The sequence below is a fragment of the Limnobacter sp. SAORIC-690 genome, assembly GCF_002954425.1.
Taxonomy (GTDB): Bacteria; Pseudomonadota; Gammaproteobacteria; order Burkholderiales; family Burkholderiaceae_B; genus Limnobacter; species Limnobacter profundi.
Map to the genome: position 1 here is coordinate 1,730,162 of NZ_MQVZ01000001.1, position 25,992 is coordinate 1,756,153.

Here is a 25,992-nt window from a genome sequence, read left to right on the forward strand (position 1 = left end):
AATTCAAATACTTTGTGCGATAACTAGTCGCATGTGCAATGTGGGATTGCACGGACTTCAACTGTGCTAACCCAAAAAGTGCATTGAGATTAGACACTTTTGGGTGATACGCCGCTAAATTGACATGACAGAAATTGCACAAGGCCTCGAAGAACTTGAAAGATTGGCCAATCTGTACCGTACCCAACTCCTGGATACTCCGCCGGAACCCGAACTTGATGCCTTGGTGCTTCTTGGCGCGCGTGTTTTTAACACAGCGTACTGTTTGATCTCGCTTGTTGATCGGGACCGCTTGTGGTTCAAGGCGAAAGCCGGGCTGGCAGTGTGTGAAGCAGATCGAAGCGTATCGTTTTGTACTCACACCATACAAAGCGATGAGCCTATACAATCAATGATGCCTCGATTGATCCGCTATACCGCGGCAATCCTTTGGTGGAGGGGGAGCTGAATCTGCGTTCTTACCTTGGAATACCTCTTCATTCTTCAAACGGCTCCCGGATCGGCAGCTTTTGCGTGCTGGATATTGCACCGCGATCTTGGACTGACACCGACGTTCAGGTAGCCAAGAAAATGGCAAATCTTGCTGAGTTATTGCTACACAAAGGCAATTCCGCAAGCGCCGCCCGGTCCGTCAAGGGCACAGAATTGCATGCCGAATGGGCCCGTGACCTAAGTGGCGACAAGGTCATCATGGACATCACTTTGTCCAGGTTATTGGGTTTCAACAGTGAAACCGCCGTGACGAAAGACTGGTTTACTCGTCAGGTGTTCGACTGTGATCGCGAACGAGTCCTGGAAGAACGTAGTCGCGCATCTGGTGAGTTCTTTGATTATCAGATGGGATTGTCCGACGGCACTGTGCTGAGTATTCGAGAGCAAGTAAGGATTGTTTGCGATGAAGCCAGCGCCCAGAAACGTGGCTACTTGAATATTCATGTGATGACGCGAGCGCACGATTTACCCAGTGACAGTGACAGTGACAGTGCCACGCCCGATCAGCTTGAATTGCTGGTGTGGCCCGATCATTCCGCCTGTTATTTGCCGAACAAAAATTTTACAAAATTCAGACTGTTCGATATTTTGCATCCGGCCAACATCGCTGATTTTTTACAGGCTTGCAAATCCGTGAGAAATCAAGGTGGAGTCCGGGCATTTACCGTGCAAATCAAGAACAAAGCGAACTATTACAGTAGTTTCAGTGCCAATTTAAGTTGGGTTGACGAGTATTTGGATTTGTCAGACGGGTTTTTCAGGCTAACTCTGAATCGCGTGTTGCTCAGCCCAGAACTTGATCTGAAGCGTTACTACAATTCCTCGTTGTCAAACGCTTTCAAATCGTTGCCTGGTTTTTTTTATCACCGGGCATCAGGAAGGGTTCACCTGTCATCAAAACTTCAATCTCTCTTGGGATCCCCGGGGGACTCTCTCTGTATCGATGAAGTAATCGCCTCGATTGAGGCGTTCTCTGGTCTGAATTTCCGGGACGAGATTACTTTTTGTCTGGAGAACTCAATCTCAAAGAAAATCGAATTCAAGCAGCTTAGTTTTGGGGTGACCCGCTGGTATCAAATGGTTATCGACATTCAGGAGGACGGGTTTACAGCGCAGCCCAATCTTAGTTTCTTTCTGGTGGATATTACAGAGTCCAGAGCGGCGCGGCTTGACGCAGAAATGAACAACTTTACCCGAGACCTTGTTCTCCAGAACGTAAGTGATGGCGTGCTCGAGCTCGATGATACTTACTCCATCGTGTTTGCGAATCGGCAAGCCAGGCTCATCCTATTTGGCCAAGTTGAGGTTTTCAAGGCAGGGGTGTCGGTGAGGTCAATTTTCTCCGGTTTGTCGCAGAGAATACTCCAACAAGCGATGGTTCAGTTGAAGTATGAAGGCGCTTCCGACGGCCATGACTTGTTTGTTCCGTCCACCGGAAAAATGGTGAAAGTTCGGTTCATTCGAGGGAACCATACCAATTACTGTGTGCTCAACGAAATCACCGCCCTGCGCCGAGTTGCGCAACAACTTGAAATGGCCACGCAAACATTGTCAATCATTGATTCGCCCGTGGCCGTGCTCGAAGCCAAAAAGGACTCCCCCAACTCTTACGGTTTCGTTTACCAGAATCACGCATTTCAATCAATTTTCGGCACTGCGCCGGGAGCTACGCTGAAGACCGCGCCGGAATGGTTTGCGCAAGCTGTATTTGGTCACAGCGGCAAACGAAAATTAAGTCAGTCGTTCATGAAGTGGGTCAATGCCACTATTCCATTGTTCTACGCCGACAAATCAGGTCGGCAAATGTCCTGCATTGTGGAAGTGCGGCCGATTACTGAAAAACTGACGCTTCAGCGCAATGTGTTGGTTGTCATGCGAAATATAGTGCCTCGGCAATGAGCAATCGTTGAGCCCGGAGGGCTTGACAGGGCCGTTGCGTGAGAATACTTGCTACAATCAGAGGCTTAGCTCAAACCTGCCTGAACTGTCCCCATGCTTGCCCAACAACGAAATACGCTGATCGCCGCATTCGAAGCGGCCGCTGCCGCTGCCCTGAACCAGCCTTTTGAGGGGGTGGTTACGCTGGAAAAACCCAAAGATGCCAGTCATGGCGATGTGGCCTGTAACCTGGCTATGCAATTGGCCAAGCCTGCCCGGCGCAACCCCCGTGAGCTTGCCCAACTGCTTGCCGACCATGTCAAAGCCAACGCCGACTGCGCGAATTTGGTCGACGCCATTGAAATTGCAGGTCCAGGCTTTATCAATATTCGTTTGAGTCAAAAGGCCCGTGTTGCGGTGGTGGCGCAAGTGCTGGAGCAAGGCGCTGAGTTTGGAAAGTCTCCAGCCCATTCGGGCGAAACTGTCTTGATCGAGTTCGTGTCGGCCAACCCCACTGGGCCCTTGCATGTGGGGCATGGTCGGCAAGCTGCGCTGGGTGATGCCATGGCTGCTGTCATGCAAACCCAGGGCTGGAAAGTTCACAAAGAGTTTTATTACAACGACGCGGGCGTGCAAATTCAAACTTTGGCCACGTCCGTTCAGGCCCGCGCCAAAGGGCTCAAGCCCGGTGATGCTGAATGGCCCGAAAGCGCCTACAACGGCGATTACATTGCCGACATTGCAGCCGACTTTCTGGCCGGCAAAGAAGTGAAGGCCGCCGACGGCGAGCCCGTCAAAGGCAGTGGCAACGCTGACGACTTTGAATCCATTCGCGCTTTCGCGGTGGCTTACCTACGTGCCGAGCAAGATCTTGATTTGAAGGCCTTTGGCGTTAATTTCGATCAGTTTTACCTGGAAAGTTCTCTGTATTCCGAGGGCAAGGTCGAGCAGGCCGTGGCCCTCATGGTTGCGTCTGGTAAAACTTTTGAGGAGGGCGGAGCCCTTTGGCTGCGCTCAACCGATTACGGCGATGACAAAGACCGAGTCATGCGCAAATCTGAAGGTGGTTACACCTACTTTGTGCCCGACGTGGCTATCACATCCAGAAATTCAAGCGTGGCTTTGGCAAGGTCATCAATATTCAGGGCACCGACCACCACGGCACCATTGCGCGTGTTCGGGCGGGTTTACAGGCCTGCAATGTGGGCATTCCGCAGGGTTACCCCGATTACGTTCTGCACAAAATGGTCACGGTGATGAAAGGCGGGCAGGAAGTCAAAATTTCCAAGCGTGCCGGCAGTTACGTGACCGTGCGCGACCTGATTTGCTGGTCGGGCGGTGTGGATGAAAGCCAGCCCATGCTAAGCCAGCCTGAAGCCTTGACCAAGGGGCGCGATGCCGTACGCTTCTTCCTGGTCAGCCGCAAGGCAGACACCGAATTCGTATTCGATGTAGATTTGGCCCTGGCCCAGTCCGATGAAAACCCGGTGTATTACGTTCAGTATGCCCATGCCCGAATTCACTCCATTCTGGATCAGGCTGAAATCGACCTGGCAGGCTTGAACAATGCAGATTTGAGCCTGTTGGGCGCACCTTCCGAGCTGGCTTTGCTTAGAACGTTGGTTTCTTACCCGGACATTTTGTCCAAGGCAGCTGAAGAGTTGGCGCCACACCACATCGCGTTTTACCTGCGTGAACTGGCTGGTGCATTTCATACTTTTTACAATGCTGAGCGCGTCCGTATCGACGACATAACCCTTAAAACCGCCCGTGTGGCCTTGTTGGTGGCTGTGGCTACTGTGTTGGCCAACGGCTTGGCAGTGTTGGGTGTTTCAGCGCCCAAGCGGATGTAATCTAGTTCTGGGATTTTTGCCTCAAAACCCTTGTCGAATAAGGGTTTTGAGTCGTCCTTGATGAGTCTTTACTCTAGGCGCAAGCACGCTGTTTTTGGTACCATAAAAGGCTAAGCAGTCTAAAGGTTTTGCATGAACGCACCCGTTGAATTAAACACATTGAAACCCTCAGCCGGCGAAACCGCGCGGCTTCGGGAAATTCCATACAACTACACCTCGTTTTCGGACCGTGAAATCGTGATCCGCCTGCTGGGTGAGTCGGCTTGGAACATTCTTCAAGAGTTGCGCCAGGAAAGAAAAACCGGCCGATCCGCCCGCATGTTGTTCGAAGTGTTGGGCGATATCTGGGTGGTTCGTCGCAATCCGTATTTGCAAGATGACTTGCTGGACAACCCCAAGCGCCTGACCGCGCTGATCGAGGCATTGTTTCACCGCTTGAGTGAAATTGACGCTCGCCGGGTTGAAGTGAAGGACGCTGCGATAGAAACCGACTCTGAGGATCGCAGCGCCAAGGTACGCGAATTGTTGACAGTGGCTGAAAAGGCCGTGTTCGAGTTTCAGCGCGAGCTGGAAGCCATGGCGATTTTGCGCGGCCACGCCCGCAAGGCCTTGGGCGAGCACACTGCAAAAGACAACATCAAATACGATGGTTTGTCCCGTGTTTCACATGTAACTGATGCAACCGACTGGCGCGTGGAGTACCCCTTCGTGGTGCTCACCCCCGATCGAGAATCTGAAATTCCCGGTTTGGTGAAAGCCTGTATCGACTTGGGCCTGACCATCATTCCACGTGGGGGCGGCACCGGTTACACCGGTGGTGCAGTGCCACTCACGGCCATGTCAGCCATTATCAACACAGAAAAGCTGGAAGAACTCGGCCAGGTAAAAATGGAAGTGCTACCGGGCTTGAGCCAAGAGTACGCTACCGTGTTTTCTGGTGCCGGTGTAGTCACCAAGCGCGTGTCGGAAGCCGCGGAGGCTGCGGGCCGCGTGTTTGCAGTCGACCCCACATCCGCAGAAGCCAGCTGTATTGGCGGCAACATTGCCATGAATGCCGGCGGCAAAAAGGCTGTGCTGTGGGGCACTGCGCTCGATAATCTGGCCTGGTGGAGAATGGTTGACCCGCAAGGTGACTGGCTTGAAGTGACCCGCGTGAACCACAACCTGGGCAAAATTCACGACGCACCTTTTGCCGAGTTTGACCTGGTGTGGTCCGATGGTCGCCAGGCCCCGAACGCCAAAATTCTGAAGACCGAACGTTTGACGGTTGAGGGAGCACGATTCCGCAAAGTGGGTTTGGGCAAAGACGTGACCGACAAATTTCTGGCAGGCCTGCCTGGCATCCAGAAAGAAGGTTGTGACGGGCTGATTACATCCGCCAAATGGATTTTGCACCGCATGCCCAAGCACACCCGCACGGTGTGCCTGGAGTTTTATGGCCAAGCCCGCGATGCAGTGCCCTCGATTGTTGAAATCAAAAATTACCTCGACGGTGAAGGCAAAGCCATGGGCGCCATTTTGGCGGGCCTTGAGCATCTGGACGAGCGCTATTTGCGCGCGGTGAAGTACAGCCCCAAATCCAAGCGCGGCGCTTTCCCGAAAATGGTGTTGTTTGGCGACATTGTGGGCGACGATGAAAACGCGGTGGCCCAAGCTGCATCTGAAGTCGTTCGCCTGTCCAACGGTCGCGCTGGTGAAGGTTTTGTGGCAGTCAGCCCTGAAGCCCGCAAAAAGTTTTGGCTGGATCGCGCACGCACAGCGGCGATTGCGCGCCACACCAATGCCTTCAAAATCAATGAAGACGTGGTCATCCCCTTGCCGCGCATGGGTGAATACACCGACGAAATTGAACGCATCAACATTGAACTGTCAATTCGCAACAAGCTGAAGCTGGTTGCGGCATTGCGCTCGTTTTTTGAAAAGCCGCTCACGTTGGGCAAAACCGACGAAGTCGATTCAACCAAGTTATCTGTTGAAGACTTGGTGGGTGATCGTGTGGGTCGCGCTGTTGAATTGCTTGAATCGGTACACGAGCGCTGGAGCTGGTTGCTGGGCAACATGAACATGCCGCTGGCACAAGCCAACCCGGTTTTGAAAACCTTGGGGTTGGGTCACCTGGATGAAAACCTGGCGCATCGCCTTGCAGACCAGCCAGAAGCCACGGTGTTTGATGTGCTGCAAGACCGCACCATTCGCGTGAGCTGGAAAACAGAACTGCGTCATCACCTGAACCGCATTTTTGAGGGTGGTGTATTTGTACCCGTGATGGAAGAGTGCAAGGCCATTCACAAGCAAGTATTGCGTGGCCGCCTGTTCGTGGCGCTGCACATGCACGCTGGGGATGGCAATGTGCACACCAACATTCCGGTAAATTCCGATGATTACGAAATGCTGCACGAAGCAGAGCACACCGTGGATCGCATCATGCAGATCGCGCGGAATCTGGATGGCGTTATTTCTGGTGAACACGGCATTGGCATTACCAAATACCAATATCTGACCAAGGAAGAGCTACAGCCATTTCAGGATTACAAACAGCGCATTGACCCGGAAGGTCGATTCAACAAGGGCAAACTGCTGCCTGGCGGCGATTTGACCAACGCTTACACGCCCAGCTTCAACTTGATGGGCCATGAAAGCCTGATTATGAGCCAAAGCGACATTGGCTCCATTGCCACTTCAGTGAAAGACTGTTTGCGTTGTGGCAAATGCAAGCCCGTGTGTTCTACGCACGTGCCGCGCGCCAACCTGCTTTACAGCCCACGCAATAAAATTCTGGCCACCTCGTTGTTGGTCGAGGCTTTCCTTTACGAAGAACAAACCCGTCGTGGCGTGTCCATCAAACATTGGGAAGAATTTGAAGATGTGGCTGACCACTGCACCGTGTGCCACAAGTGCTTGACCCCTTGCCCGGTCGATATTGACTTTGGCGATGTGTCCATGAACATGCGCGCCTTGTTGCGCAAGATGGACAAGAAAAGTTTTAACCCAGGCACGGCCCTGGCCATGACTTTCCTGAATGCGAAAGACCCGGCCACCATCAAGGCCATGCGTGTGGGCATGACCGGTATTGGTTACAAGCTGCAACGCGGCGCCTACAAGGTAGCCAAATCGCTGGGCATGTTGAACAAGCAAACAGCCAAGCCGCCTGCTACAGTGGGCAAGGCGCCGATTCGTGAGCAGGTGATTCACTTCATTAACAAGCCCATGCCCGGTGGATTGCCCAAGAAAACGGCACGTGCGCTGCTCGACATCGAGAACAGTGATTACGTACCGGTTATTCGCAACCCGAAAACCACGCAGGCGGATACCGAAGCGGTGTTCTACTTCCCTGGTTGCGGCTCGGAGCGCTTGTATAGCCAAGTGGGTTTGGCCACGCAAGCCATGTTGTGGAATGTGGGCGTGCAAACCGTGTTGCCGCCCGGTTACCTGTGTTGCGGCTACCCGCAGCGCGGGGCTGGGCAGTACGACAAAGCCGAGAAAATGATCACCGACAACCGCGTGCTGTTCCACCGCGTGGCCAACACATTGAACTACCTCGACATCAAAACCGTGGTGGTCAGCTGTGGCACGTGTTACGACCAGTTGCAGGGTTATGAATTCGAGAAAATTTTCCCGGGCTGCCGCATCATCGACATCCATGAATTTTTGATGGAAAAAGGTGTGAAACTGGACAATGTGACGGGTACGCAGTACATGTACCACGACCCTTGCCACACGCCCATGAAAACTTATGACCCGCTGAAGGTTGTGAACCAGTTGATGAACAGCGAGTTGCAAGGCCAGAACATCACGAAAAATGATCGCTGCTGTGGCGAGTCAGGCACATTCGGTGTGTCTCGCCCGGACGTGGCCACGCAGGTTCGATTCCGCAAGGAAGAGGAAATGCGCAAGGGTGCCGACAAGCTGCGCGAGAAAGCGCCTGAAGCCGATGTGAAAATTCTGACCAGCTGCCCTTCTTGCCTGCAAGGTTTGAGCCGTTATAGCGATGACGCCAATCTGCAAGCCGATTACATTGTGGTGGAAGTGGCCAAGCATGTGTTGGGCAAAGACTGGTTGCAGAACTACGTGAAGGAAGCCAACGATGGCGGTATCGAGCGTATTTTGGTATGACGCTGAACAAGTCGGCTGAAAATATCGTTGATGAAGGTGCTCAACATCCCAATTGCCCCCTGTGTGCCACACCGGGCGGTGATTGGGTGTTCAATTGCAGCAAATTCCGGGTTATTGAGGCGGTCGACGCAGATTACCCCGGCTTTCTTCGCTTGGTGTGGAACGACCATGTGCGTGAGTTTTCCGATTTAAGCCGTGAAGACCGCATGCTTTGCATGGACGCGGTGGCGTTGCTCGAGCAGTTCGTGCTTCGTGTTTTCAAAGCCGACAAGGCGAATATTGCAACGCTTGGCAATGTGGTGCCGCATTTGCACTGGCACGTCATTCCGCGTTTCACTGACGACAAACATTTTCCCGCACCCGTGTGGGCGACTGCCAAACCCGGAGTCTCCTTATCGCCCCGCCAGCAGTGGGTGCTCGATTCGAAACCAAAATGGATGCTGGATTTGCGGGCTCAATTGCTGGCTGCGTTTCCAATTCAGTGAATAAGTAAAATGAGCCTGGAAAGGTTTAAATGCTGCGCCATCTGGCCTAAGCAAGACTTCTGATTCCGGCTTGATGCTTCTGGCTTGGGGCATGCGAAACGCGAACGCGTCTTCGCATCGACTCCTTGCGGAGTCGCCCCGCGCTGCGAAGCCGCCGGGAAGCCTTGCAAAGCCGGCCAGCTGGCGCAGCACTTAAACCTTCTCCCAGTGCAAGCCGCATTTATCGCGTGTCCAAAAACATAATCTTTTCAATCGGATTGATTCTTCACCGTCTAAATCACAATCAATCTGGCAAAGTATTATTCAAGCAATTCGAAACGCGCGTCGTTTCCACCTTTGTCTCAACATCAGCAACAACAATATGTTTTTTGCAAATGTATTTGGTACGAAACTTTTGAATCAACTACGAAACGAATCAGGGATCTGCTAAATGTTTAACATAATGGATTTAAGTTTTAGTTTCCACGAATCGCACGCTGTTGAGCTATTTAAGAAGATTCGTAAATTTGCAAGACCCTCTTTTGAAGTTCCGGAATCGATCAAGGATGATATTGAGAAATATTTGAAGGTGACAGAGGAATATTGCACCTCTGAACTGACAATAGGAAAAGATAGATATTACCGCGCACGCAAACACGATTTTGACCAACTCAAAAACTTCAGCAAGAAGAACATGGGACCCCCAGCCCCGGAGATCGCCAGTATCGGACGAGCCCAGATGGCGGGAGTTTCGGTATTGTATTTGGCTGAAAGTCCTGAAACCGCTATCGCTGAGGTTAAACCGGATGTTGGAGAGCTGATCACGGTTGGAGTTTTCAAACTGGTATCAAAAGCGAAGACAAAAATAATAGACCTTACGAATATAAGATCTCCTGAAGACCCTGTTGAGAAATTTAGAAAACAGTTAAACGGAGATTTTCTGAGGGATTATTTTGCCCTGCAGGATTTGTCTGTAAATGCGTTTTCAGGTCCGGTTCATCCTCGGGATCCTCGTGCATATTATGCACATGCAATGTGGGTTCAACTTCTTCAGCGCAGGGGTTACGATGGTGTGGCATACCGAAGTGCAGTTCATGCAAATGGCACTTGCTTTGCCGTTTTTGATCAATCCAAATTTCAGTGTACCCAGACTCATTTGCATAAAGTGGAGGCGATAAAAGTCGAAGCAAAGCGAATGAAATTGTCAAAGCTGGACAAACAATACATCGAAAATCAGAAGAGTTGAGTCTCTTTGTGGGACTCAAGAGCTTGTCGAATCACTGTCGCGGGTTGGTGTTTGAGGTTTCTGTTGACAGTCCGAGGAGATAGTGAGATTTGGGTGCTGTGCCGCCTTGCCGGCTTTGCAAGGCTTCCCGGCGGCTTCGAAGCGCGGGGCGACTCCGCAAGGAGTCGATGCGAAGACGCCTATGCGTTTCGCATGCCCCAAGCCAGAAGCATTAAGCCGGATCAAGAAGCATTGCTTAGGCAAGGTCGCACAGCATCCAAGTCGAGCACCACGCTGAAATTCAAATCGAACTCAACCCAGTAACAATCGTACCCAGCAGCAGTCAAACAACCGTCGCTTCAGCAAGCGCAGGCTTGGAAGCCGCGCCAGCCTTCGCCAACGGCATCAGAATGGTGAAGGTACTGCCAGCATTCGGTCTGCTTTGAATGTCCAGTTCACCATCGTGGCGTTGCACCACATGCTTCACAATCGCCAAGCCCAAACCTGTCCCGCCGCTTTCGCGTGAACGGCTGCGGTCTACGCGGTAAAACCGTTCGGTCAATCTCGGAATATGTTCTGCTGAAATACCAATGCCTGTGTCGCGCACCACGAAAGCAGCGCAGGCCTTGCCAATTTCGTTTTCTGCTCGCCGTAGCGTAATCGTAATGTTTCCCTTCTCGGGGGTGTAGCGCACTGCATTGGTCACGATATTGGAGAACGCGCTGAAAATTTCGGCCGAATTTCCAAACCCCATCAGGCCTTTTTCCACATCCACGGAAATATTGTGTTTGCCGGCCGACAGCTGTTGTGCTTCATCGCCTGTTTTTTGTGCAATTCCGCTTAAGTCAACTGGCTCGCCACCTTCGCCTGCGTTGGGCGAGGATTCCAGCGCCGACAAGGCCAACAGGTCCTCCACCAGGTTCTGCATGCGGTTGGCCTGGGTGTACATCAAATTCAGGTATTCGGTTTGCTGTTCTTTGCTCAAAGGCAGATCGCGGAAGGTCTCCAGAAAACCGCTCAACACCGTCAGCGGGGTTTTCAGTTCATGCGACACGTTGGCGATGAAGTCACGGCGCATACGTTCCAGTTTTTCTACCTGGGTTACATCACGCGACAGCACCAGCATTTGTTTGTCGCCGTAGCTGACCAATTGCACCGACAAAACCTTACTGCGGCTGCGTGGCGCGGTCATTACCAGGGGTTGTTCCCAAGAGCGGCTGCGAATGTACCTGGAAAAGCTTGGGTTGCGAACCAGGTTGATCAATGGCTGCCCAATATCACTTCCCAGTTTCAAACCCAGGTGGTCTTGGGCCGTGTCATTACACCAGGAAATATGGCCTTCAGAATCAAGCGTCACCACGCCATCGGGCAGGGCTTGCGCAGCAGTGCGAAATGACACCAAGGCATTGGTGAGTGCCTGTTGCTGGCGTTGGTGTAAACGCAGGTAGCGAAACAGCTTCGCGGCCAGGTCATCCCACCAGCCAGACACATCGGGCACGTTTTCAACCTTGAAGTTGTCCAGCCATTCAATGATTCGAAGGCCGGAGCGTACATGCAGGGCATAGATAAAAAGCGAGGCCAAAATAGACCCCGCCACTGCACCTTTGTGGCCAGCAATCATTTGACCCACGATGGCGGCTGCACCCAGCACCATGGCCAACAGTATCAATCGAAAAAAGATGAACGCCATAGGTGCGTATTCTAGGGGAATATCCCTTCCAGGGGAGCCCTTAGTTTAGTGCACCTTCATTTTGCGTTGCAGTAAAACGGTAGCCGGCACCGCGAACTGTTTCAATCAGGCGGTCATGGCCAGAAATGGTCAAAGCCTGGCGCAAACGTCGAATGTGCACATCCACGGTGCGTTCTTCAACAAAAACATGGTCCCCCCAAACTTGGTCCAGCAACTGGGTGCGGCTGTGTACGCGCTCTGGGTGGGTCATGAAGAAGTGCAGCAAGCGGAATTCAGTGGGGCCCATGTCAATGATCTTGTCATGGCCCATGATGCGGTGAGTCACCGGGTCTAGTTTCAGGCCATGAACTTCCACAATATCGTCGGTCAGCTGCGGCGCACGGCGACGCAGCACCGCTTTGATTCGTGCCAGCAATTCCTTGGGCGAGAAGGGCTTGGTGATGTAATCGTCTGCGCCCGCTTCCAGGCCATCTACCTTGTCTTGTTCTTCCGTACGCGCGGTCAGCATGATTACTGGTACATGGCGCGTACGCTCGTGGCCGCGCAGTTCGTGCGCAAATTGAATGCCGGTTTTACCAGGCAGCATCCAGTCCAGCAGCACCAGGTCAGGCAATTCCGCGGTGATCAGGGTTTTGGCCTGGTCCGCATCGGCGGCCCGCAGCACTTTGTGACCTGCAAAGCTTAAATTGACGGCAATCAATTCTGCAATTGCGGGTTCATCTTCGACAACTAGGATGGTGCTGGACATCTCGTTCTTCCTCTTCTCTGGCATATTTGTGGTCTGCAATGCCACCTAAAGTAGTGGATTTCCATGACAGTAATATGACACTTGAATGAATCGTCATCAAATTAATCCCGTGCCGTGGTGTAGACCGCTGTTGGTCTTGATGAGATACACTTGAGGATTACGCATTCCAAAGACCCTAAGCAGCATGGAAACCACCAATATCCCCACCCCCACACGCATTGTGGTACATCAAAAATCCAAGGTGCTCGAGATTGAATTCGACACTGGCGCCTGTTTTAACCTGCCATTCGAGCTCTTGCGCGTGTACTCACCGTCCGCTGAAGTCCGTGGCCACGGCCCCGGACAGGAAACCCTGCAGGTGGGTAAAAAAGAAGTGACGATCAATAACCTGGAGCCGGTGGGCATGTATGCCATCAAACCCTTTTTCTCGGATGGTCATGATTCAGGCTTGTTTAGCTGGCAATACTTGTTGTGGATGGGCGAGAACCAGGAAGGTTTGTGGGAAGACTACTTGGAACGCATGAAGGCTGCCGGCGCTAGCCGCGAACCCAATGCGCCTGAAAACATCCCATTTGAACAAAAGAAGGGCGGCGCCTGCGCAAGCCATTAATCAACGCCACACATCAATATGAACGAAAAAATCACCGATTTCGGCTTCGAAAAGGTTCCGGAAGACCAGAAAGCCAAGAAAGTAGCCGAGGTATTTGACTCCGTGGCGGCCAAGTACGACATCATGAACGACCTCATGTCGGGGGGTATGCATCGCTTGTGGAAGGCCAGCACCGTGCGTGCAGCAGGTGTTCGCCCCGGTATGAAAGTGCTTGATATTGCGGGCGGTACCGGTGATCTCAGCAAGGCTTTTCTGGACAAAGTGGGCCCAAGCGGCGAAGTATGGCTGACCGACATCAATGAAAGCATGTTGCGTGTGGGTCGCAATCGCATGATTGATCACGGATACTTGCCGAAAATGGCCCTTTGCGACGCTGAAAAGCTCCCATTTCCCGACAATTACTTTGATGTGGTTACCGTGGCTTTCGGTTTGCGCAACATGACCCACAAAGAGGTGGCCCTGAGCGAAATGCGTCGCGTGATCAAGCCGGGTGGGAAGGTATTGGTCCTTGAATTTTCGAAGGTGAATCCCCTGCTGGCCCCGGCTTATGATTTGTATTCTTTCCAGGTATTGCCCAAAATTGGTCAGGTTGTGGCGCAAGACAGTGCCAGTTACCAGTACCTGGCGGAGAGCATTCGCATGCACCCGGATCAGGAAACCCTGAAAAGCATTATGCTTGAAAGTGGGTTCGATCAGGTGAAGTACACCAACTTCACTGCGGGTGTGGTCGCGCTGCACCAAGGAACCAAATTCGCCTGAGTTTGTCTACTGGCTACACGCGAAAAATTAATATTCTGGAGGCTTTTGCTTTGAAAACCCGTGTTTGGTCTGTTCGATTGTCTGTCTTGGCTGTAGTAGCAGCCTTTCTGAGTTTGGGTGCTTTGCCTACCGATGCCGAGGCCAAGCGCTTGGGTGGCGGTGGCAGTTTTGGCCGCCCTGCGCCTTCCCAATTCCAGAAGTCTCCATCCACTGCGCCTTCTGGCACCACTTCCACTGCGCCCAGCAAGCAGCAGGCCACCAACCCTGCGGGCGCTACCGCAGGTACGGCAGCCGCGCCCCGTAACCGTTTCCTGGGCCCCTTGGGTGGCCTGGCAGCCGGTTTGGGTCTGGCGGCTTTGTTTGGTTATCTTGGCTTCGGCGCGGGCATGGCTGAATTCCTGGGCACCATGTTGATGATTGCTGCAGCGGTGTTTGCCGTCATGTTTCTGGTGCGCATGCTGCGCGGTCAGCAGGCAGCCAAACAGCGCCCCGCGTACAGTGCACCTGGTGCAGCAGGTTCACCCAACAACAGCTATCGCGAAGCGCAGCAAACGCCGCGTTACAGCTCGCCCTCGAATCCCGTTAACGACCCCGTCCCTGGCATGGGCGCACCACGCAGCGATCAAGGTTTCGGCCAGTTTGGCAACGCATCGGCTTTTGATGCACCCATGCCAGCGGCAACACCCGTGAAAGACCTGCCAGCCGGGTTCGATGAAGCGAATTTTGTCAACAGCGCCAAGAAGTTTTTCGTGACCATGCAGGGTGTGTTTGACCAGGGCGATATTGCTGGCCTGCGCGAATATTGCAGTGATGAAGTGGTTGACCACCTGCGTGCTGAAATTGAAGCCCGTGGCAACGCGGTCAACCGCACCGATGTGGTTACCCTGGATGCCCAGCTGATCGGCTTTGAAACCGATGTGGATGAGCAAATTGCCACAGTTGCATTCACTGGCATGTTAAGGGAAGAGCAAGACGCGGCCGCTGAAGAAATAAATGAGTTGTGGATTATGAGCCGCCCGGTGGCGGGCGGTGGCTGGGTGCTTTCAGGCATTCACAATCTGTAATTTTTGAACTTACCCGCCGGGCTTGGCCTGCCCGGCTGGGTTACACTCAAACAAATTTTTGATTGTTGGAAGTGTGCCTTGGCCAGTCCCCCCGTATTGTTTTTTCAGTTTGCCTCCAAACTGCTCTCCTCTGGTCCATCCAAAGGTGCGGCGGGTCAATTGTTCTCCGCACCCTTGAATTTGATGTCAGCCACCATCACTCAGACCGTGTGCCTGGTGCTAAACCATTTGCTGGATCAGCAGCGCAGCAGCAAAACAAAATTGCAGAAGGAAGCTGGCAAGGTGCTGGTGTTGGGCATTGCCCCCATGCAGCTTCAGTTGCGTGTGAACGACCAGGGGCACTTTCAGGCCAGTGTACCCAGCAATGGTGTGGCGGCACCGGCCGATACCACTATTTCCATGCAATGGGCCGATTTGATTGGTTCGGTGAGCAACCCCAACAGCATGTCGAGAAAAGCGGCCGTTGAAGGCGATATGGATTTCGCGCAAACAGTGTCCACGGTGATCAACGACTTGAGCTGGGACCCAGAGCGCGACTTGGCCCGTGTGGTAGGCGATGCACAGGCTGTGTGGGTTATGAACACTTTGTCTGCTTTGGGCACCAATGCGCGTGATGTGGTACAACGTTTCAAAAGCAATTTGCGCGAATACGTGGTGCACGAAAAAGCCATGGCACCCACGGCATCCGAGTTCGATGCGTTTCGCGATGAAGTCAACCAACTGCGCGATGAGCTAGCCCGCCTTGAAAAACGTTTGGCCAAGTTGGGTGCGCCCAAATGAAGATTCGCCGTTTGGCACGCATTGCGTTGGTGGCCCGAAAGTATGGCCTGTTCCTGATTGCCGCCGACTCAATCAACAATCGCTTGGCCAAGTGGTTTCTCACGCTGATTTCTTCCCGCTCGCATGTGCAGGCCCCGCGTGGCGAACGCATGCGCCGGGCGCTTGAAGACCTGGGCCCGTTGTTTGTGAAGTTTGGACAATTGCTGTCCACCCGGCGCGATTTGTTGCCCGAAGACGTGGCCGACGAGTTGGCCAAATTGCAAGACCAAGTGCCCGCGTTTTCCTCCGAGAAAGCCCGTGAATTGATTGAAGCCAGCCTGGGCCGCCAAATTGACGACATGTTTCTGGATTTCCAGAACATCCCAGTGGCCAGCGCCTCGATTGCCCAGGTTCACTTTGCGATAATCAGGACTGGCGAGCACGAAGGCAAGAAGGTGGCGGTGAAGGTATTGCGCCCCGGCATGATCGAGGTCATCGACAAAGACCTGGCCTTGATGAAAACCGCTGCGCGCTGGATTGAAAAAATTTCATCCGATGGCAAGCGCTTAAAGCCCCGGGAAGTGGTGGCCGAGTTCAACAAATACTTGCACGATGAACTGGATTTAATGCGCGAAGCGGCCAATGCCTCGCAGTTGCGTCGTAATTTCTCGTCCACTTCGGGTAGCGGGCACCTGCTTCGTGTGCCTGAAATGTATTGGGACTATTGCTGCAGCACCGTGATTACCATGGAGCGCATGCACGGCATTCCGATTTCCCAAATCGAGCGGCTTCGCGAGAACAACATTGATTTGAAAAAACTGTCCCGCGAAGGCGTGGAAATTTTTTTCACCCAGGTGTTTCGCGATGGTTTTTTCCATGCAGACATGCATCCCGGCAATATCTATGTGGGTGATCAGCCTGAAGATTTTGGTCGATACATTGCACTTGATTTCGGTATTGTTGGCACCCTCAGCGATGTGGACAAGCAATACCTGGCGCAAAACTTCCTCGCATTCTTCCGGCAAGACTACAAGCGTGTGGCTGAATTGCATGTGCAATCGGGTTGGGTGCCCAAGGGCACGCGCATTGATGAGCTTGAATCCGCCATTCGGGCCTGCATTGAACCCTTTTTTGGTAAGCCATTGAAGGAAATTTCGCTGGGACAGGCCTTGATGCGTCTGTTTCAAACCTCCCGCCGCTTCAACGTCGAAATTCAGCCACAGTTGGTGTTGCTGCAAAAAACCTTGCTGAACGTGGAGGGTCTTGGCCGCCAGCTTGATCCTGACCTGGATCTTTGGAAAACCGCCAAGCCGTATCTGGAAAACTGGATGCACCAGCAAATCGGTTTGAAGGGTTTTCAGTCCAGCCTGCAATGGGAGGCCGCCCAGTGGTCACAAATTTTGCCAGCCTTACCGCGACTATTGCACCAAACACTCACCCATTCAAATGGGCGGGTTGACGATCAAATCGAACAATTGGTGAAACAGCAAAAGCGCCTGAACCGGGCCCTGTTCTGGATGGTTCTGATGCTGGCGGTGCTTTTTGGTGTGGTTGCACTTGATTTGTTGTGGCCCTTTTTAATCGGCTATTCAGGCCCCAAAGGTCTGTTCTAGCCCTGCGCATGTTTCTTGCCTATAATCCGAAATCATTTTTTCTCTCTGGTGGGTTTTCAAGATGTTGCTTGCCTCCGTTGTAGCGTATTTGCTGGTTTCTGTACTCATTGGCCTGTATGTGGCCAGAAATGTAAGTAGTGCGGCGGATTACGCCGTGGCTGGCCGGCATCTTTCCCTGCCGATTGTGACTGCCACGGTTTTTGCCACCTGGTTTGGCTCGGAAACCGTGCTGGGCATTTCTTCCACCTTTGTGGAAGAGGGTTTGAGCGGCATTGTGGCGGATCCGTTCGGCGCATCCATGTGCCTGATTCTGGCTGGTCTGTTCATCGCACCGAAAATTTATCGCCTGAATTTGCTCACCTTGGGCGACTATTACCGCGTGCGTTACAACCGGGTAGTTGAAATTTTCTGCAGCGCCTGCATTGTGGTGTCTTATCTGGGTTGGGTGGCGGCGCAAATCAGTGCACTGGGATTGATCTTCAACGTGCTCACCGATGGTGCAGTTTCCCAAGAATGGGGCATGGTCATTGGCGCCAGTGTTGTGCTGATCTACACGCTTTTTGGTGGCATGTTGTCAGTCGCTGTTCTCGATTTCATCCAGATGGTGGTCATTGCGGCGGGCCTGGTTTACATCATGTGGATCGTCGCTGATTTGGCCGGTGGTGTGGGCACTGTGGTTGAGCATGCTGAAGCCGCGGGCAAATTGCAGTTCTTCCCCGAAGAGTTCAGTTATGTGCTGTGGGTGCCATTCGTCGGCGCATTCCTGACCATGGCCTTTGGCTCCATTCCCCAGCAGGATATTTTCCAGCGCATCAGTTCTGCCAAAGACGAGAAAACTGCCGTGCGGGGTGCTGTATTGGGTGGCTCCATGTACTTTTTCTTCGCGTTCATCCCGGTGTTTTTGGCCTACGGCGCTATTATGATCGACCCTGAAACCTTCACTGCGATGATTTCGGAAGATTCGCAAATGGTGTTGCCCAACCTCGTTTTGATGCATACACCCTTGTTTGCGCAAATCGTGTTTTTTGGTGCACTCATTTCTGCAATCATGAGCACGTCCAGCGCCACTTTGTTGGCACCCTCCGTGTCGTTTGCAGAAAACATCGTCAAGAACATCTATCCAAAAATGGACGACAAGGCTTTGTTGTTGACCATGCGCATTTCAGTGTTCGTGTTCACCATCATTGTGGTGGCCTTTGCCATCAACAGTGAATCTTCAATTTTCGAGATGGTGGAAAGCGCCTACGAAATTACTCTGGCTGCTGCATTTGTTCCGCTGGTGTTTGGTCTGTACTGGTCAAAAGCAACCTCACAGGGTGCAGTGGCATCGATTGTGGTGGGTGTGAGCAGTTGGTTGATTGCCAAAAACTTCTTCCCCAGTGAAATTTGGCCGCCCCAGCTGTTGGGCATGGTGCTGGGTTTGTTCACCATGATCATCGCTTCATTGTTGCCGCAGTGGATCGAGCACAGGCCAGCGCTGCGTGACGGTGTTGTGCACCTACATTAAGCTAAAATAGCCGGATTACCTTTGTTGAAAGTGATCCGGCTGTGAAATACCTCACCATTGAAGACACCATTGGCAACACCCCGCTGGTGCAGTTGCAACGTTTGCCTGGCAAGGCCAATGCCGACCGTGGCAATGTGATTCTGGGCAAACTGGAGGGCAATAACCCAGCCGGTTCAGTCAAAGACCGCCCAGCCATTTCCATGATCAAGCGTGCCGAAGCTCGCGGCACAATAAAGCCGGGCGATACGCTGATTGAGGCCACTTCAGGCAACACTGGTATTGCCTTGGCCATGGCGGCCGCCATTCGCGGTTACCGCATGGTGCTGATCATGCCTGAGCACCTTAGCATTGAACGTCGCCAAACCATGCGTGCCTTTGGCGCAGAAATCATTTTGACCCCGCAAAAAGGGGGCATGGAGTACGCACGAGACCTGGCCGAACAAATGCGTGACCAGGGCAAGGGAGTGATTCTTGACCAGTTCGCCAACGAAGACAACCCACTTGCCCACTTTGAAACCACTGGCCCTGAAATTTGGCGCGATACAGCTGGCCAAGTGACTCACTTTGTAAGCGCCATGGGCACCACCGGTTCGATTATGGGTGTTTCGCGTTACCTGAAAAGCCAAAACCCCAATATTCAAATTATTGGGGCTGAACCCAGCGAGGGTTCGCAAATTCCGGGCATTCGCAAATGGCCGAAAGAATACTTGCCCAAAATTTACAAACCCGCAGGTGTAGACCGTGTGGTTCAAGTCACCCAGCTTGAGGCCGAGGAAATGGCCCGAAAAATGGCAGCCGAAGAAGGTATCTTCTGTGGCATTTCAGCGGCTGGTGCGGCGCACATTGCCCTGAAAATTGCGGAAGAAGTTGAAAACGCAACCATCGTGTTTATCGTGTGTGACCGTGGTGATCGTTACTTGTCCACGGGTGTGTTTCCGGCCTAAGGTGAGCGAAATCAAAATTTGTACCCCTGAATGATTGCTGTGTAGGCTTTTCAGTTAAACATCAATTCATCAAGGTAGAGCAAAAGGCATGATTTCAAGATCTGTAGGTCGAGGTGGTGTGAATAACCCGGTGGATGTCAAGTGGGTTCAAGAAAGATTAAACAACTGTAACGCGAAGATCACGGTTGTGGTGGACGGTGTGTTTGGTCCTACAACTGCTGCTGCGATTGACTATTTTCAGGGGCGATTTCTAGGACTGAGACCTAATGGTTTGGTCACCCCCTCTGAAAGTACCGCGATCAAGTTGTCTCAAACTCCGATGGGATGTTGGGCACCCAAAGATATGCTTCAATTGCCCTCCAAAGGCACAACGGCCACCATTCAAGCAACTGATTTCGCGAGGGCTGCTGGCGCTTTGAATGTAAGTTTAGCCACTATAAAGGCGATTGCTTCGGTTGAGTCTAAGGGCAATGGATTCGATACAGAGCGTCGACCAGTCATTCTGTATGAACCCCATCTGTTTTCCCGACTCACCAACCGAAAGTATGACGAGGCGTTTCCCCTGTTGTCTTCCAGGGTGTGGAACAAGGCTTTATACAATCAGGGTGGGACATCCTATGAAAAGCTCGAGGTTGCAAGTGCTTTGGATAGATCTGCCGCTTTACAGTCTTGTTCATGGGGGGCTTTTCAGATTCTCGGTATGAATTACAAGCTGTGTGGATTTTCCAGTATTGATGCAATGGTTCAAGCCATGTTCAAGAATGAAGGAGAGCATTTGTTGGCGTTTGTCCGATTTGTTCAAAGCCAAAGACTTGACCAGTTTCTGCGCAATAAGGATTGGGCAGCATTTGCAAATGGTTACAACGGACCTCTGTACAAACAAAACAAGTACGACGAGAAAATTGAAAAGGCCTACAAATCATTCGCTCAATAAACAATAGCCATGCACAAAATTAAATCCTTTCAAGTCGCTTGCTTGCTGGTGCTTTTTTTCCCTTTTTCTATAACTTTGGCTGTAGAGAAGTCTGCTTTCTCCTTGTCGCCTAATTCTCTACAGCAAACACCAAATCCGTCCCTAAAAAGTGTCGTGTTTGGCATAAACGTGCTGGGAATTGTGATTCCGAAAAGTGTTTCAGATCGTTGTGGTTGTTTATTGGTTTGGAACGGAGTTCACTGGAATGAAGATGCCTACTATGCGACCTATGGAGAGAATGTTTTAAATAGCAACGGTTTTTACAGACCCTACAACCACTCGCCGAAGGCTTATTTAATTCGATTGGATAAAACCGAATGGTCGAAGCTTAAAAAGTCGAATCAGTTCTATGAATCTTTCAAGCCAACACATTTCGATAGTTTGTCTGTGATTCAGCTTGATTCGCCGCATGCTCCTTTTGTGTATGTAGAAGCGAGTTCAAAAGGAAAGCTTGAGGTGTCACGTCTTGAAACGCCGCAAGACGTGTCTCCGAACGTGGAAGCTTGGTTGAAGAGGGCCATCTACAAGGCGGATAACAAAATTATCAGGCTGAGCCTTACCTATGACTTGTATCAAACAGGAAGCGGGAGAGAACCAGGTCCCTTCACGGTTGATTATCAATTCAAAGACGGCAACTGGCACGCACTTCAATCGGAATAGTGGTCTTCAATTCAGCATTTCCCTTCTAAGTTTCAACGCTTCGCTGAGTTCCAGTACCGCGTTGGCATAGAAGGAGCTGCGGTTGTAACGGGTTACCACGTAAAAGTTATGCCCACCAGCCACAAAGGCAGGCTCGCCCTCTCCACGCACCAGTTCAATCAGCGCCAGTTTTTCATCAGGCTGTGTTTCGCCATTTAACTTCACGCCTTTTTGTTGCATCGCCGCCGGGGTGAAGGTGGGCACAATGTCGGGTGCCAGCAGTTCCTGCAAATTGTCGGCATGTTCTATGTCCACCAACACACGAGTGGCTTTGCCAGTTTCCCACCCGTGTACTTTCAGAAAATTGGCCACGCTGAAAATTGCATCGCGGCGGCTGTGAAACAAATCCACGATGCCGTCGGCGTCGCCGTCCACGGCAAATGCAGTCCATGAGCTGGGCATGAATTGGCCCAGCCCGATAGCCCCCGCATACGAGCCTTTCACCTCAAGCGCATCCAGGTGAGTTCTATTGCACAACGCAATAAACGCCTCGAGTTCGCTTAAAAAGAATTCAGAGCGGTCACGTTGGCCTTCAGGGTAGGCAAAGGCCAGCGTGGCCAGGGAGTCGAGCACCCGGTAGTTGCCAATGTGTTGCCCGTAAATGGTTTCCACGCCGATAATGGCCACAATTACCTCTTGCGGAATGCCGTATTTGGCTTCCGCCTCTTTCAAAGTGTCCAGGTTTGCATCCCAGAACTCCACGCCTTTGCGAATGCGGTAAGGTTCTACAAAGTTGTTTCGGTATTTGTCCCAGTTTCGAACACTCTTGGTTTTTGCTGGCTTTACTGCCTTCACCACCTGTGGCAAGAGCTCAGCCTGCTTCAACAGTTCCAGCGTCATCGCCGCAGGTATTCCTTCTTTGGTTTGCAGGCGCTCTGCCAAGGCAGCAGCATTCTTGTGCTCGGCAAAGTTTACCTTCTGGGCGTCTTGGGCGTGCACAGCTTGAGTGCACAGGGCTGTGCTGATTAGAATGGAGGCAAAGCTTGTTAAGATTCGTTGAGCAGTCACAAAAGGAGTCAGCATGTCCGGTATCGGTGTAGTCAAAAGAAGTAGTGGTCGACCCGGCGCATGTTTGCTTGAATTGGCAGGTCTGTTGTTCACTATAACCCAGCATTCCCGTGCTGTTTGGGCCTAAGCCATGACCACAGCCTATATTTCCCATTCTGATTGCGCCCTGCACAACCCTGGTCTGGGCCACCCCGAGAGCATGGCTCGTTTGCGGGTGATTCGTGAAAAATTGCAGGCCTCCGATTTGTGGCCGCGCCTGGTTCATTGCGAGGCGCCCGAGGTGCCATGGTCGGCTGTGACGGCAGTACATACGCCCGCATATGTAGAAAGCATCAAAGCCCGTTTCCCCTTGAAGCGGAATATTGACATCGATGGCGATACCACTTTGTCAGAATTTTCGTTGGATGCAGCACGTCGCGCTGCGGGTGCCTGTGTGCATGCAGTCGATTTGGTCATGGCCCATGCTGTGAACAATGCTTTTTGTGCCGTTCGCCCGCCCGGGCACCACGCGTGTGTGGACCGTGCCATGGGCTTTTGCGTGTTCAACAACGTCGCAATTGCTGCGCAGCATGCCATTGATGCCTATCGGCTTGAGAGAGTGCTTATCGTGGACTTTGATGTACACCACGGCAATGGCACCGAGCATGCATTTGCCAACAACCCCAAGGTGCTGATGTGCAGTACTTTTCAATCGCCTTTGTATCCTTTCAGTGGCGGGCTTGATGGTGCGCGCAACATGGTGAATTGTCCCATTCAACCCGGTGGTGGTCGCGAAGAAATCAAACACGCCATTCAAACCCACTGGGTAGATGCGATTGATCGCTTCAAGCCACAGTTGGTGTTGGTCTCAGCCGGGTTTGACGCCCATGAAAGCGACCCATTGGCTGACATGACCCTTAGCACTGAGGACTATGGCTGGATCACCCAATTCCTCAAGCGTGTCGCTGAAGAATATTGCGATGGCAAACTGGTCAGTACGCTGGAAGGGGGTTATGAACTGGAGGCTTTGGCCGATTCTGTATATGCCCATGTGGAGGCGCTTGCATCGTGATTTTTTCAACCCCCGCGCCGTATTCCGAAAATCGATTGAGTGAAATGTTGGCGCGCAATGCGCAATGGGCTGGGCAAATTACAGCGCAAGATCCCGATTACTTCAAGCGGCTTTCTGCTGGGCAAAGCCCGGCCTTTACCGTGATCAGTTGTTGCGATAGTCGAGCCGATCCCAATACCCTGCTGCAAAGCAATCTGGGTGAATTGTTCGTATACAAAAATGTGGCCAATCAGGCTGGTTTGAACGATCTGAGTTTGCAAACTGCAATCCAGTTTTCCATTGACAGCTTGAAAGTGAAGCATATCCTGGTGTTTGGGCACCACAATTGCGGTGGCGTTCGTATTGCCTTGGGTTTGCATGCGGGCGGTGCACCTGGCGATTGGCTGGAAGGTGTGCGTGAGCTGGCCCACGATCATCAGTTGTTCAACCCGGCCTCGCCTGAGCAAGCCAACCGGAATGTCGACAAACTGTGTGAGCTCAATGTGATTCAGCAGGTGAGACTGGCTGCGTTGAGCCCAGCGGTGAATGCCGCCTGGGGTCGGGGCGAACCGGTGGCTGTGGGTGGCTTGGTGTACAGCCTGTCAACCGGGCGGGTCATTGATCTGGATTGCACGATTCGAAGCCGGGCCGAGATCGATGAGCGCTGCTTTTCAGCCATGAAAGCGATCTGCGCACGCTACCAATAACCTCGACAAACCCCCCCTTAGAGTGTAGACTCTATGAAAAATCGAACGATCGTGCGTTTTTTCTGAAAACGCTTCGTATAATCACATTCACACATTATCAATTTCAATTATGGGATGGCTTGCATGAAGATCCTGGTACCCGTTAAACGCGTAGTCGACTACAACGTAAAAGTGCGCTGCAAAAGCGACGGTTCTGGTGTGGATATCGCCAACGTTAAAATGTCGATGAACCCCTTCGACGAAATCGCCGTTGAAGAAGCCACGCGCCTGAAAGAAGCTGGCGTGGCCACTGAAGTGATTGCCGTAAGCTGTGGCGTGGCCCAATGTGTTGAAACTTTGCGCACCGCTGCTGCCATTGGCGCTGACCGTGGCATTCTGGTTGAAACCGATGTTGAGCTGCAGCCCCTGGCCGTTGCAAAAATCCTCAAAGCGATTGTTGAGAAAGAAGGCATTGACCTGGTCATCATGGGTAAGCAAGCCATTGACGACGATTGCAACCAGACCGGCCAGATGCTGGCTGCTTGGCAGACATGCCACAGGGCACCTTCGCATCCAAAGTGGTTGTTGAAGGTGGCAAAGTGAATGTAACCCGTGAAGTGGATGGCGGCCTGGAAACGGTTAGCCTGAGCCTGCCAGCGGTTGTAACCACTGACCTGCGCCTGAACGAGCCACGCTATGTGACTTTGCCCAACATCATGAAGGCCAAGAAAAAACAGATCGACACCATCAAGCCCGCTGACTTGGGCGTGAATGTTGATCCACGCATCAAAACCCTGAAAGTGAGCGATCCGCCCACTCGTTCAGCCGGTATCACCGTGCCCGATGTGGCCACGCTGGTCGACAAGCTGAAGAATGAAGCGAAAGTGATCTAACACAGGGAATACAGGAGCACAAATCATGTCAGTACTCGTAATTGCAGAACACGACAATCAAAGTATCAAGCCCGCTACGCTGAACACCATTGCTGCGGCCCAGAAAATTGGTGGCGACATTCACGTGTTGGTCTCTGGCAAGGGATGTGGTGCTGCCGCTGAGCAGGCTGCCAAGGCTGCCGGTGTAGCCAAGGTATTGCTTGCAGATTCTGATTCACTGGGTGACCAGTTGGCAGAAAATCTGGCTGCGCAAATTCTGGCCGTGGCCGGTAACTATGGTCACATTTTGGCACCCTCAACCAGCGTGGGTAAAAACGTGTTGCCGCGCGTTGCTGCCAAGCTGGATGTTGCACAAATTTCCGACATCATCAGCGTTGAAAGCGCAGACACCTTCACACGCCCAATTTATGCTGGCAACGTAATCGCCACGGTTCAGTCTTCTGACGCGACCAAAGTAATCACCGTGCGCACCACCGCATTCGATCCAGTTGCAGCCGTTGGTGGTTCTGCTGCCATTGAAACCTTGAGCGCTGCTGCCGATTCTGGCAAGTCCACATTTGTAAGCCGCGAAGTGGCCAAGAGCGACCGCCCTGAACTGACCGCCGCCAGCACCATTATTTCCGGTGGTCGTGGTATGGGTTCGGCTGAAAATTTCAGCGTGCTGAATCCCTTGGCCGACAAACTGAACGCTGCCATTGGCGCTTCACGCGCAGCAGTGGATGCAGGTTATGCACCCAACGACTGGCAGGTTGGTCAAACCGGCAAAATCGTGGCGCCCCAGCTGTACATGGCTTTTGGTATTTCCGGTGCCATTCAGCACCTGGCTGGCATGAAAGACAGCAAGGTGATCGTGGCCGTGAACAAAGATCCCGAAGCACCAATTTTCGGCGTGGCCGATTACGGTTTGGTGGGTGATTTGTTCGACGTGGTGCCTCAACTGACCGAGAAGTTGTAATCAAGAAACTGTAAACAACGTAAAACGCA

At 52.4% G+C, this 25,992-nt stretch carries 19 protein-coding genes and 2 pseudogenes; 18 read left to right on the forward strand and 3 right to left on the reverse strand.

All coding sequences use genetic code 11. From position 1 onward, the window contains the following. Nucleotides 1-387 precede the first annotated feature (387 nt). From BSZ31_RS08295 to BSZ31_RS08315, 5 genes and pseudogenes are all read left to right on the forward strand, one after another. Complete coding sequence (locus BSZ31_RS08295) at nt 388-2,391, forward strand: GAF domain-containing protein (RefSeq protein ID WP_146106642.1); 2,004 nt, start codon at nt 388-390, stop codon at nt 2,389-2,391. Nucleotides 2,392-2,484: 93 nt separating this feature from the next. After that, nucleotides 2,485-4,223 (forward strand): annotated as a pseudogene (argS, locus tag BSZ31_RS08300) (arginine--tRNA ligase). A 132-nt stretch (nt 4,224-4,355) separates the two neighbouring features. Next, nucleotides 4,356-8,336, forward strand: a complete 3,981-nt coding sequence (locus tag BSZ31_RS08305; RefSeq protein WP_105028358.1) for an FAD/FMN-binding oxidoreductase — start codon at nt 4,356-4,358, stop codon at nt 8,334-8,336. Beyond that, nucleotides 8,333-8,821: an HIT family protein gene (locus BSZ31_RS08310; protein WP_105028359.1), complete on the forward strand. Its 489-nt coding sequence runs from the start codon at nt 8,333-8,335 to the stop codon at nt 8,819-8,821. Before BSZ31_RS08305 ends, BSZ31_RS08310 begins: the two co-directional genes overlap by 4 nt. A gap of 430 nt (nt 8,822-9,251) precedes the next feature. Beyond that, on the forward strand, nt 9,252-10,046 hold the full coding sequence (locus BSZ31_RS08315; RefSeq protein WP_105028360.1) for an RES family NAD+ phosphorylase: 795 nt from the start codon (nt 9,252-9,254) through the stop codon (nt 10,044-10,046). 322 nt (nt 10,047-10,368) lie between these two features. Here BSZ31_RS08315 and phoR read toward each other — a convergent pair whose 3' ends face one another. Together phoR and phoB are read right to left on the reverse strand one after the other, a co-directional pair. Beyond that, nucleotides 10,369-11,715 carry a phosphate regulon sensor histidine kinase PhoR gene (gene phoR, locus BSZ31_RS08320; protein ID WP_105028361.1) on the reverse strand — a complete coding sequence of 449 codons (1,347 nt, stop codon included), beginning with the start codon at nt 11,713-11,715 and terminating at the stop codon, nt 10,369-10,371. 40 nt (nt 11,716-11,755) lie between these two features. Next, nucleotides 11,756-12,463: a phosphate regulon transcriptional regulator PhoB gene (phoB, locus tag BSZ31_RS08325; RefSeq protein WP_008250307.1), complete on the reverse strand. Its 708-nt coding sequence runs from the start codon at nt 12,461-12,463 to the stop codon at nt 11,756-11,758. Between the two features lie 184 nt (nt 12,464-12,647). Between phoB and BSZ31_RS08330 the strand changes: the two genes are divergently transcribed. From BSZ31_RS08330 to BSZ31_RS08370, 9 genes are all read left to right on the forward strand, one after another. Further along, nucleotides 12,648-13,073, forward strand: coding sequence for a gamma-butyrobetaine hydroxylase-like domain-containing protein (locus BSZ31_RS08330; protein ID WP_008250308.1), 426 nt, complete (start codon nt 12,648-12,650; stop codon nt 13,071-13,073). A gap of 18 nt (nt 13,074-13,091) precedes the next feature. Continuing rightward, nucleotides 13,092-13,832: a bifunctional demethylmenaquinone methyltransferase/2-methoxy-6-polyprenyl-1,4-benzoquinol methylase UbiE gene (gene ubiE, locus BSZ31_RS08335; protein WP_105028362.1), complete on the forward strand. Its 741-nt coding sequence runs from the start codon at nt 13,092-13,094 to the stop codon at nt 13,830-13,832. A 50-nt stretch (nt 13,833-13,882) separates the two neighbouring features. Then, a complete protein-coding gene (locus BSZ31_RS08340) occupies nt 13,883-14,896 on the forward strand; it encodes a Tim44 domain-containing protein (RefSeq protein WP_146106643.1) in 1,014 nt (337 codons plus the stop codon). Between the two features lie 78 nt (nt 14,897-14,974). After that, nucleotides 14,975-15,676, forward strand: a complete 702-nt coding sequence (locus tag BSZ31_RS08345; RefSeq protein ID WP_146106644.1) for an SCP2 domain-containing protein — start codon at nt 14,975-14,977, stop codon at nt 15,674-15,676. After that, the gene (gene ubiB, locus BSZ31_RS08350) at nt 15,673-17,268 is read left to right on the forward strand and encodes a ubiquinone biosynthesis regulatory protein kinase UbiB (RefSeq protein ID WP_105028365.1); all 1,596 of its coding nucleotides are present in this window, start codon (nt 15,673-15,675) and stop codon (nt 17,266-17,268) included. The genes BSZ31_RS08345 and ubiB overlap by 4 nt, the downstream gene beginning before the upstream one ends. Before the next feature lie 61 nt (nt 17,269-17,329). Continuing rightward, nucleotides 17,330-18,775: a sodium:solute symporter family protein gene (locus BSZ31_RS08355; protein ID WP_105028366.1), complete on the forward strand. Its 1,446-nt coding sequence runs from the start codon at nt 17,330-17,332 to the stop codon at nt 18,773-18,775. A 41-nt stretch (nt 18,776-18,816) separates the two neighbouring features. After that, a complete protein-coding gene (gene cysM, locus BSZ31_RS08360) occupies nt 18,817-19,719 on the forward strand; it encodes a cysteine synthase CysM (RefSeq protein WP_105028367.1) in 903 nt (300 codons plus the stop codon). Between the two features lie 118 nt (nt 19,720-19,837). Continuing rightward, a complete protein-coding gene (locus BSZ31_RS08365) occupies nt 19,838-20,653 on the forward strand; it encodes an N-acetylmuramidase family protein (protein WP_168426902.1) in 816 nt (271 codons plus the stop codon). A gap of 9 nt (nt 20,654-20,662) precedes the next feature. Then, entirely contained in the window at nt 20,663-21,352 is a 690-nt protein-coding gene (locus BSZ31_RS08370) for a hypothetical protein (RefSeq protein ID WP_105028369.1), read from the forward strand. A 6-nt stretch (nt 21,353-21,358) separates the two neighbouring features. Here BSZ31_RS08370 and mltB read toward each other — a convergent pair whose 3' ends face one another. Further along, nucleotides 21,359-22,414: a lytic murein transglycosylase B gene (gene mltB / locus BSZ31_RS08375; protein ID WP_105028370.1), complete on the reverse strand. Its 1,056-nt coding sequence runs from the start codon at nt 22,412-22,414 to the stop codon at nt 21,359-21,361. A gap of 115 nt (nt 22,415-22,529) precedes the next feature. Here mltB and BSZ31_RS08380 point away from each other — a divergent pair, with 115 nt between their 5' ends. From BSZ31_RS08380 to BSZ31_RS08395, 4 genes and pseudogenes are all read left to right on the forward strand, one after another. Then, nucleotides 22,530-23,450, forward strand: a complete 921-nt coding sequence (locus BSZ31_RS08380) for a histone deacetylase family protein (RefSeq protein ID WP_105028371.1) — start codon at nt 22,530-22,532, stop codon at nt 23,448-23,450. Continuing rightward, nucleotides 23,447-24,136, forward strand: a complete 690-nt coding sequence (locus BSZ31_RS08385) for a carbonic anhydrase (protein WP_105028372.1) — start codon at nt 23,447-23,449, stop codon at nt 24,134-24,136. The genes BSZ31_RS08380 and BSZ31_RS08385 overlap by 4 nt, the downstream gene beginning before the upstream one ends. Nucleotides 24,137-24,259: 123 nt before the next feature. Further along, nucleotides 24,260-25,008: pseudogene (locus BSZ31_RS08390) on the forward strand (electron transfer flavoprotein subunit beta/FixA family protein). 25 nt (nt 25,009-25,033) lie between these two features. Next, complete coding sequence (locus BSZ31_RS08395; RefSeq protein ID WP_105028373.1) at nt 25,034-25,963, forward strand: electron transfer flavoprotein subunit alpha/FixB family protein; 930 nt, start codon at nt 25,034-25,036, stop codon at nt 25,961-25,963. Nucleotides 25,964-25,992 lie beyond the last annotated feature (29 nt).

Coding starts and splice junctions, on each gene's coding strand:
- BSZ31_RS08305 (WP_105028358.1), top strand. CDS start 4,356: ATGAACGCACCCGTTGAATTAAACACATTGAAACCCTCAGCCGGCGAA.
- BSZ31_RS08310 (WP_105028359.1), top strand. CDS start 8,333: ATGACGCTGAACAAGTCGGCTGAAAATATCGTTGATGAAGGTGCTCAA.
- BSZ31_RS08315 (WP_105028360.1), top strand. CDS start 9,252: ATGTTTAACATAATGGATTTAAGTTTTAGTTTCCACGAATCGCACGCT.
- phoR (WP_105028361.1), bottom strand. CDS start 11,715: ATGGCGTTCATCTTTTTTCGATTGATACTGTTGGCCATGGTGCTGGGT.
- phoB (WP_008250307.1), bottom strand. CDS start 12,463: ATGTCCAGCACCATCCTAGTTGTCGAAGATGAACCCGCAATTGCAGAA.
- BSZ31_RS08330 (WP_008250308.1), top strand. CDS start 12,648: ATGGAAACCACCAATATCCCCACCCCCACACGCATTGTGGTACATCAA.
- ubiE (WP_105028362.1), top strand. CDS start 13,092: ATGAACGAAAAAATCACCGATTTCGGCTTCGAAAAGGTTCCGGAAGAC.
- ubiB (WP_105028365.1), top strand. CDS start 15,673: ATGAAGATTCGCCGTTTGGCACGCATTGCGTTGGTGGCCCGAAAGTAT.
- BSZ31_RS08355 (WP_105028366.1), top strand. CDS start 17,330: ATGTTGCTTGCCTCCGTTGTAGCGTATTTGCTGGTTTCTGTACTCATT.
- BSZ31_RS08370 (WP_105028369.1), top strand. CDS start 20,663: ATGCACAAAATTAAATCCTTTCAAGTCGCTTGCTTGCTGGTGCTTTTT.
- mltB (WP_105028370.1), bottom strand. CDS start 22,414: ATGCTGACTCCTTTTGTGACTGCTCAACGAATCTTAACAAGCTTTGCC.
- BSZ31_RS08380 (WP_105028371.1), top strand. CDS start 22,530: ATGACCACAGCCTATATTTCCCATTCTGATTGCGCCCTGCACAACCCT.
- BSZ31_RS08395 (WP_105028373.1), top strand. CDS start 25,034: ATGTCAGTACTCGTAATTGCAGAACACGACAATCAAAGTATCAAGCCC.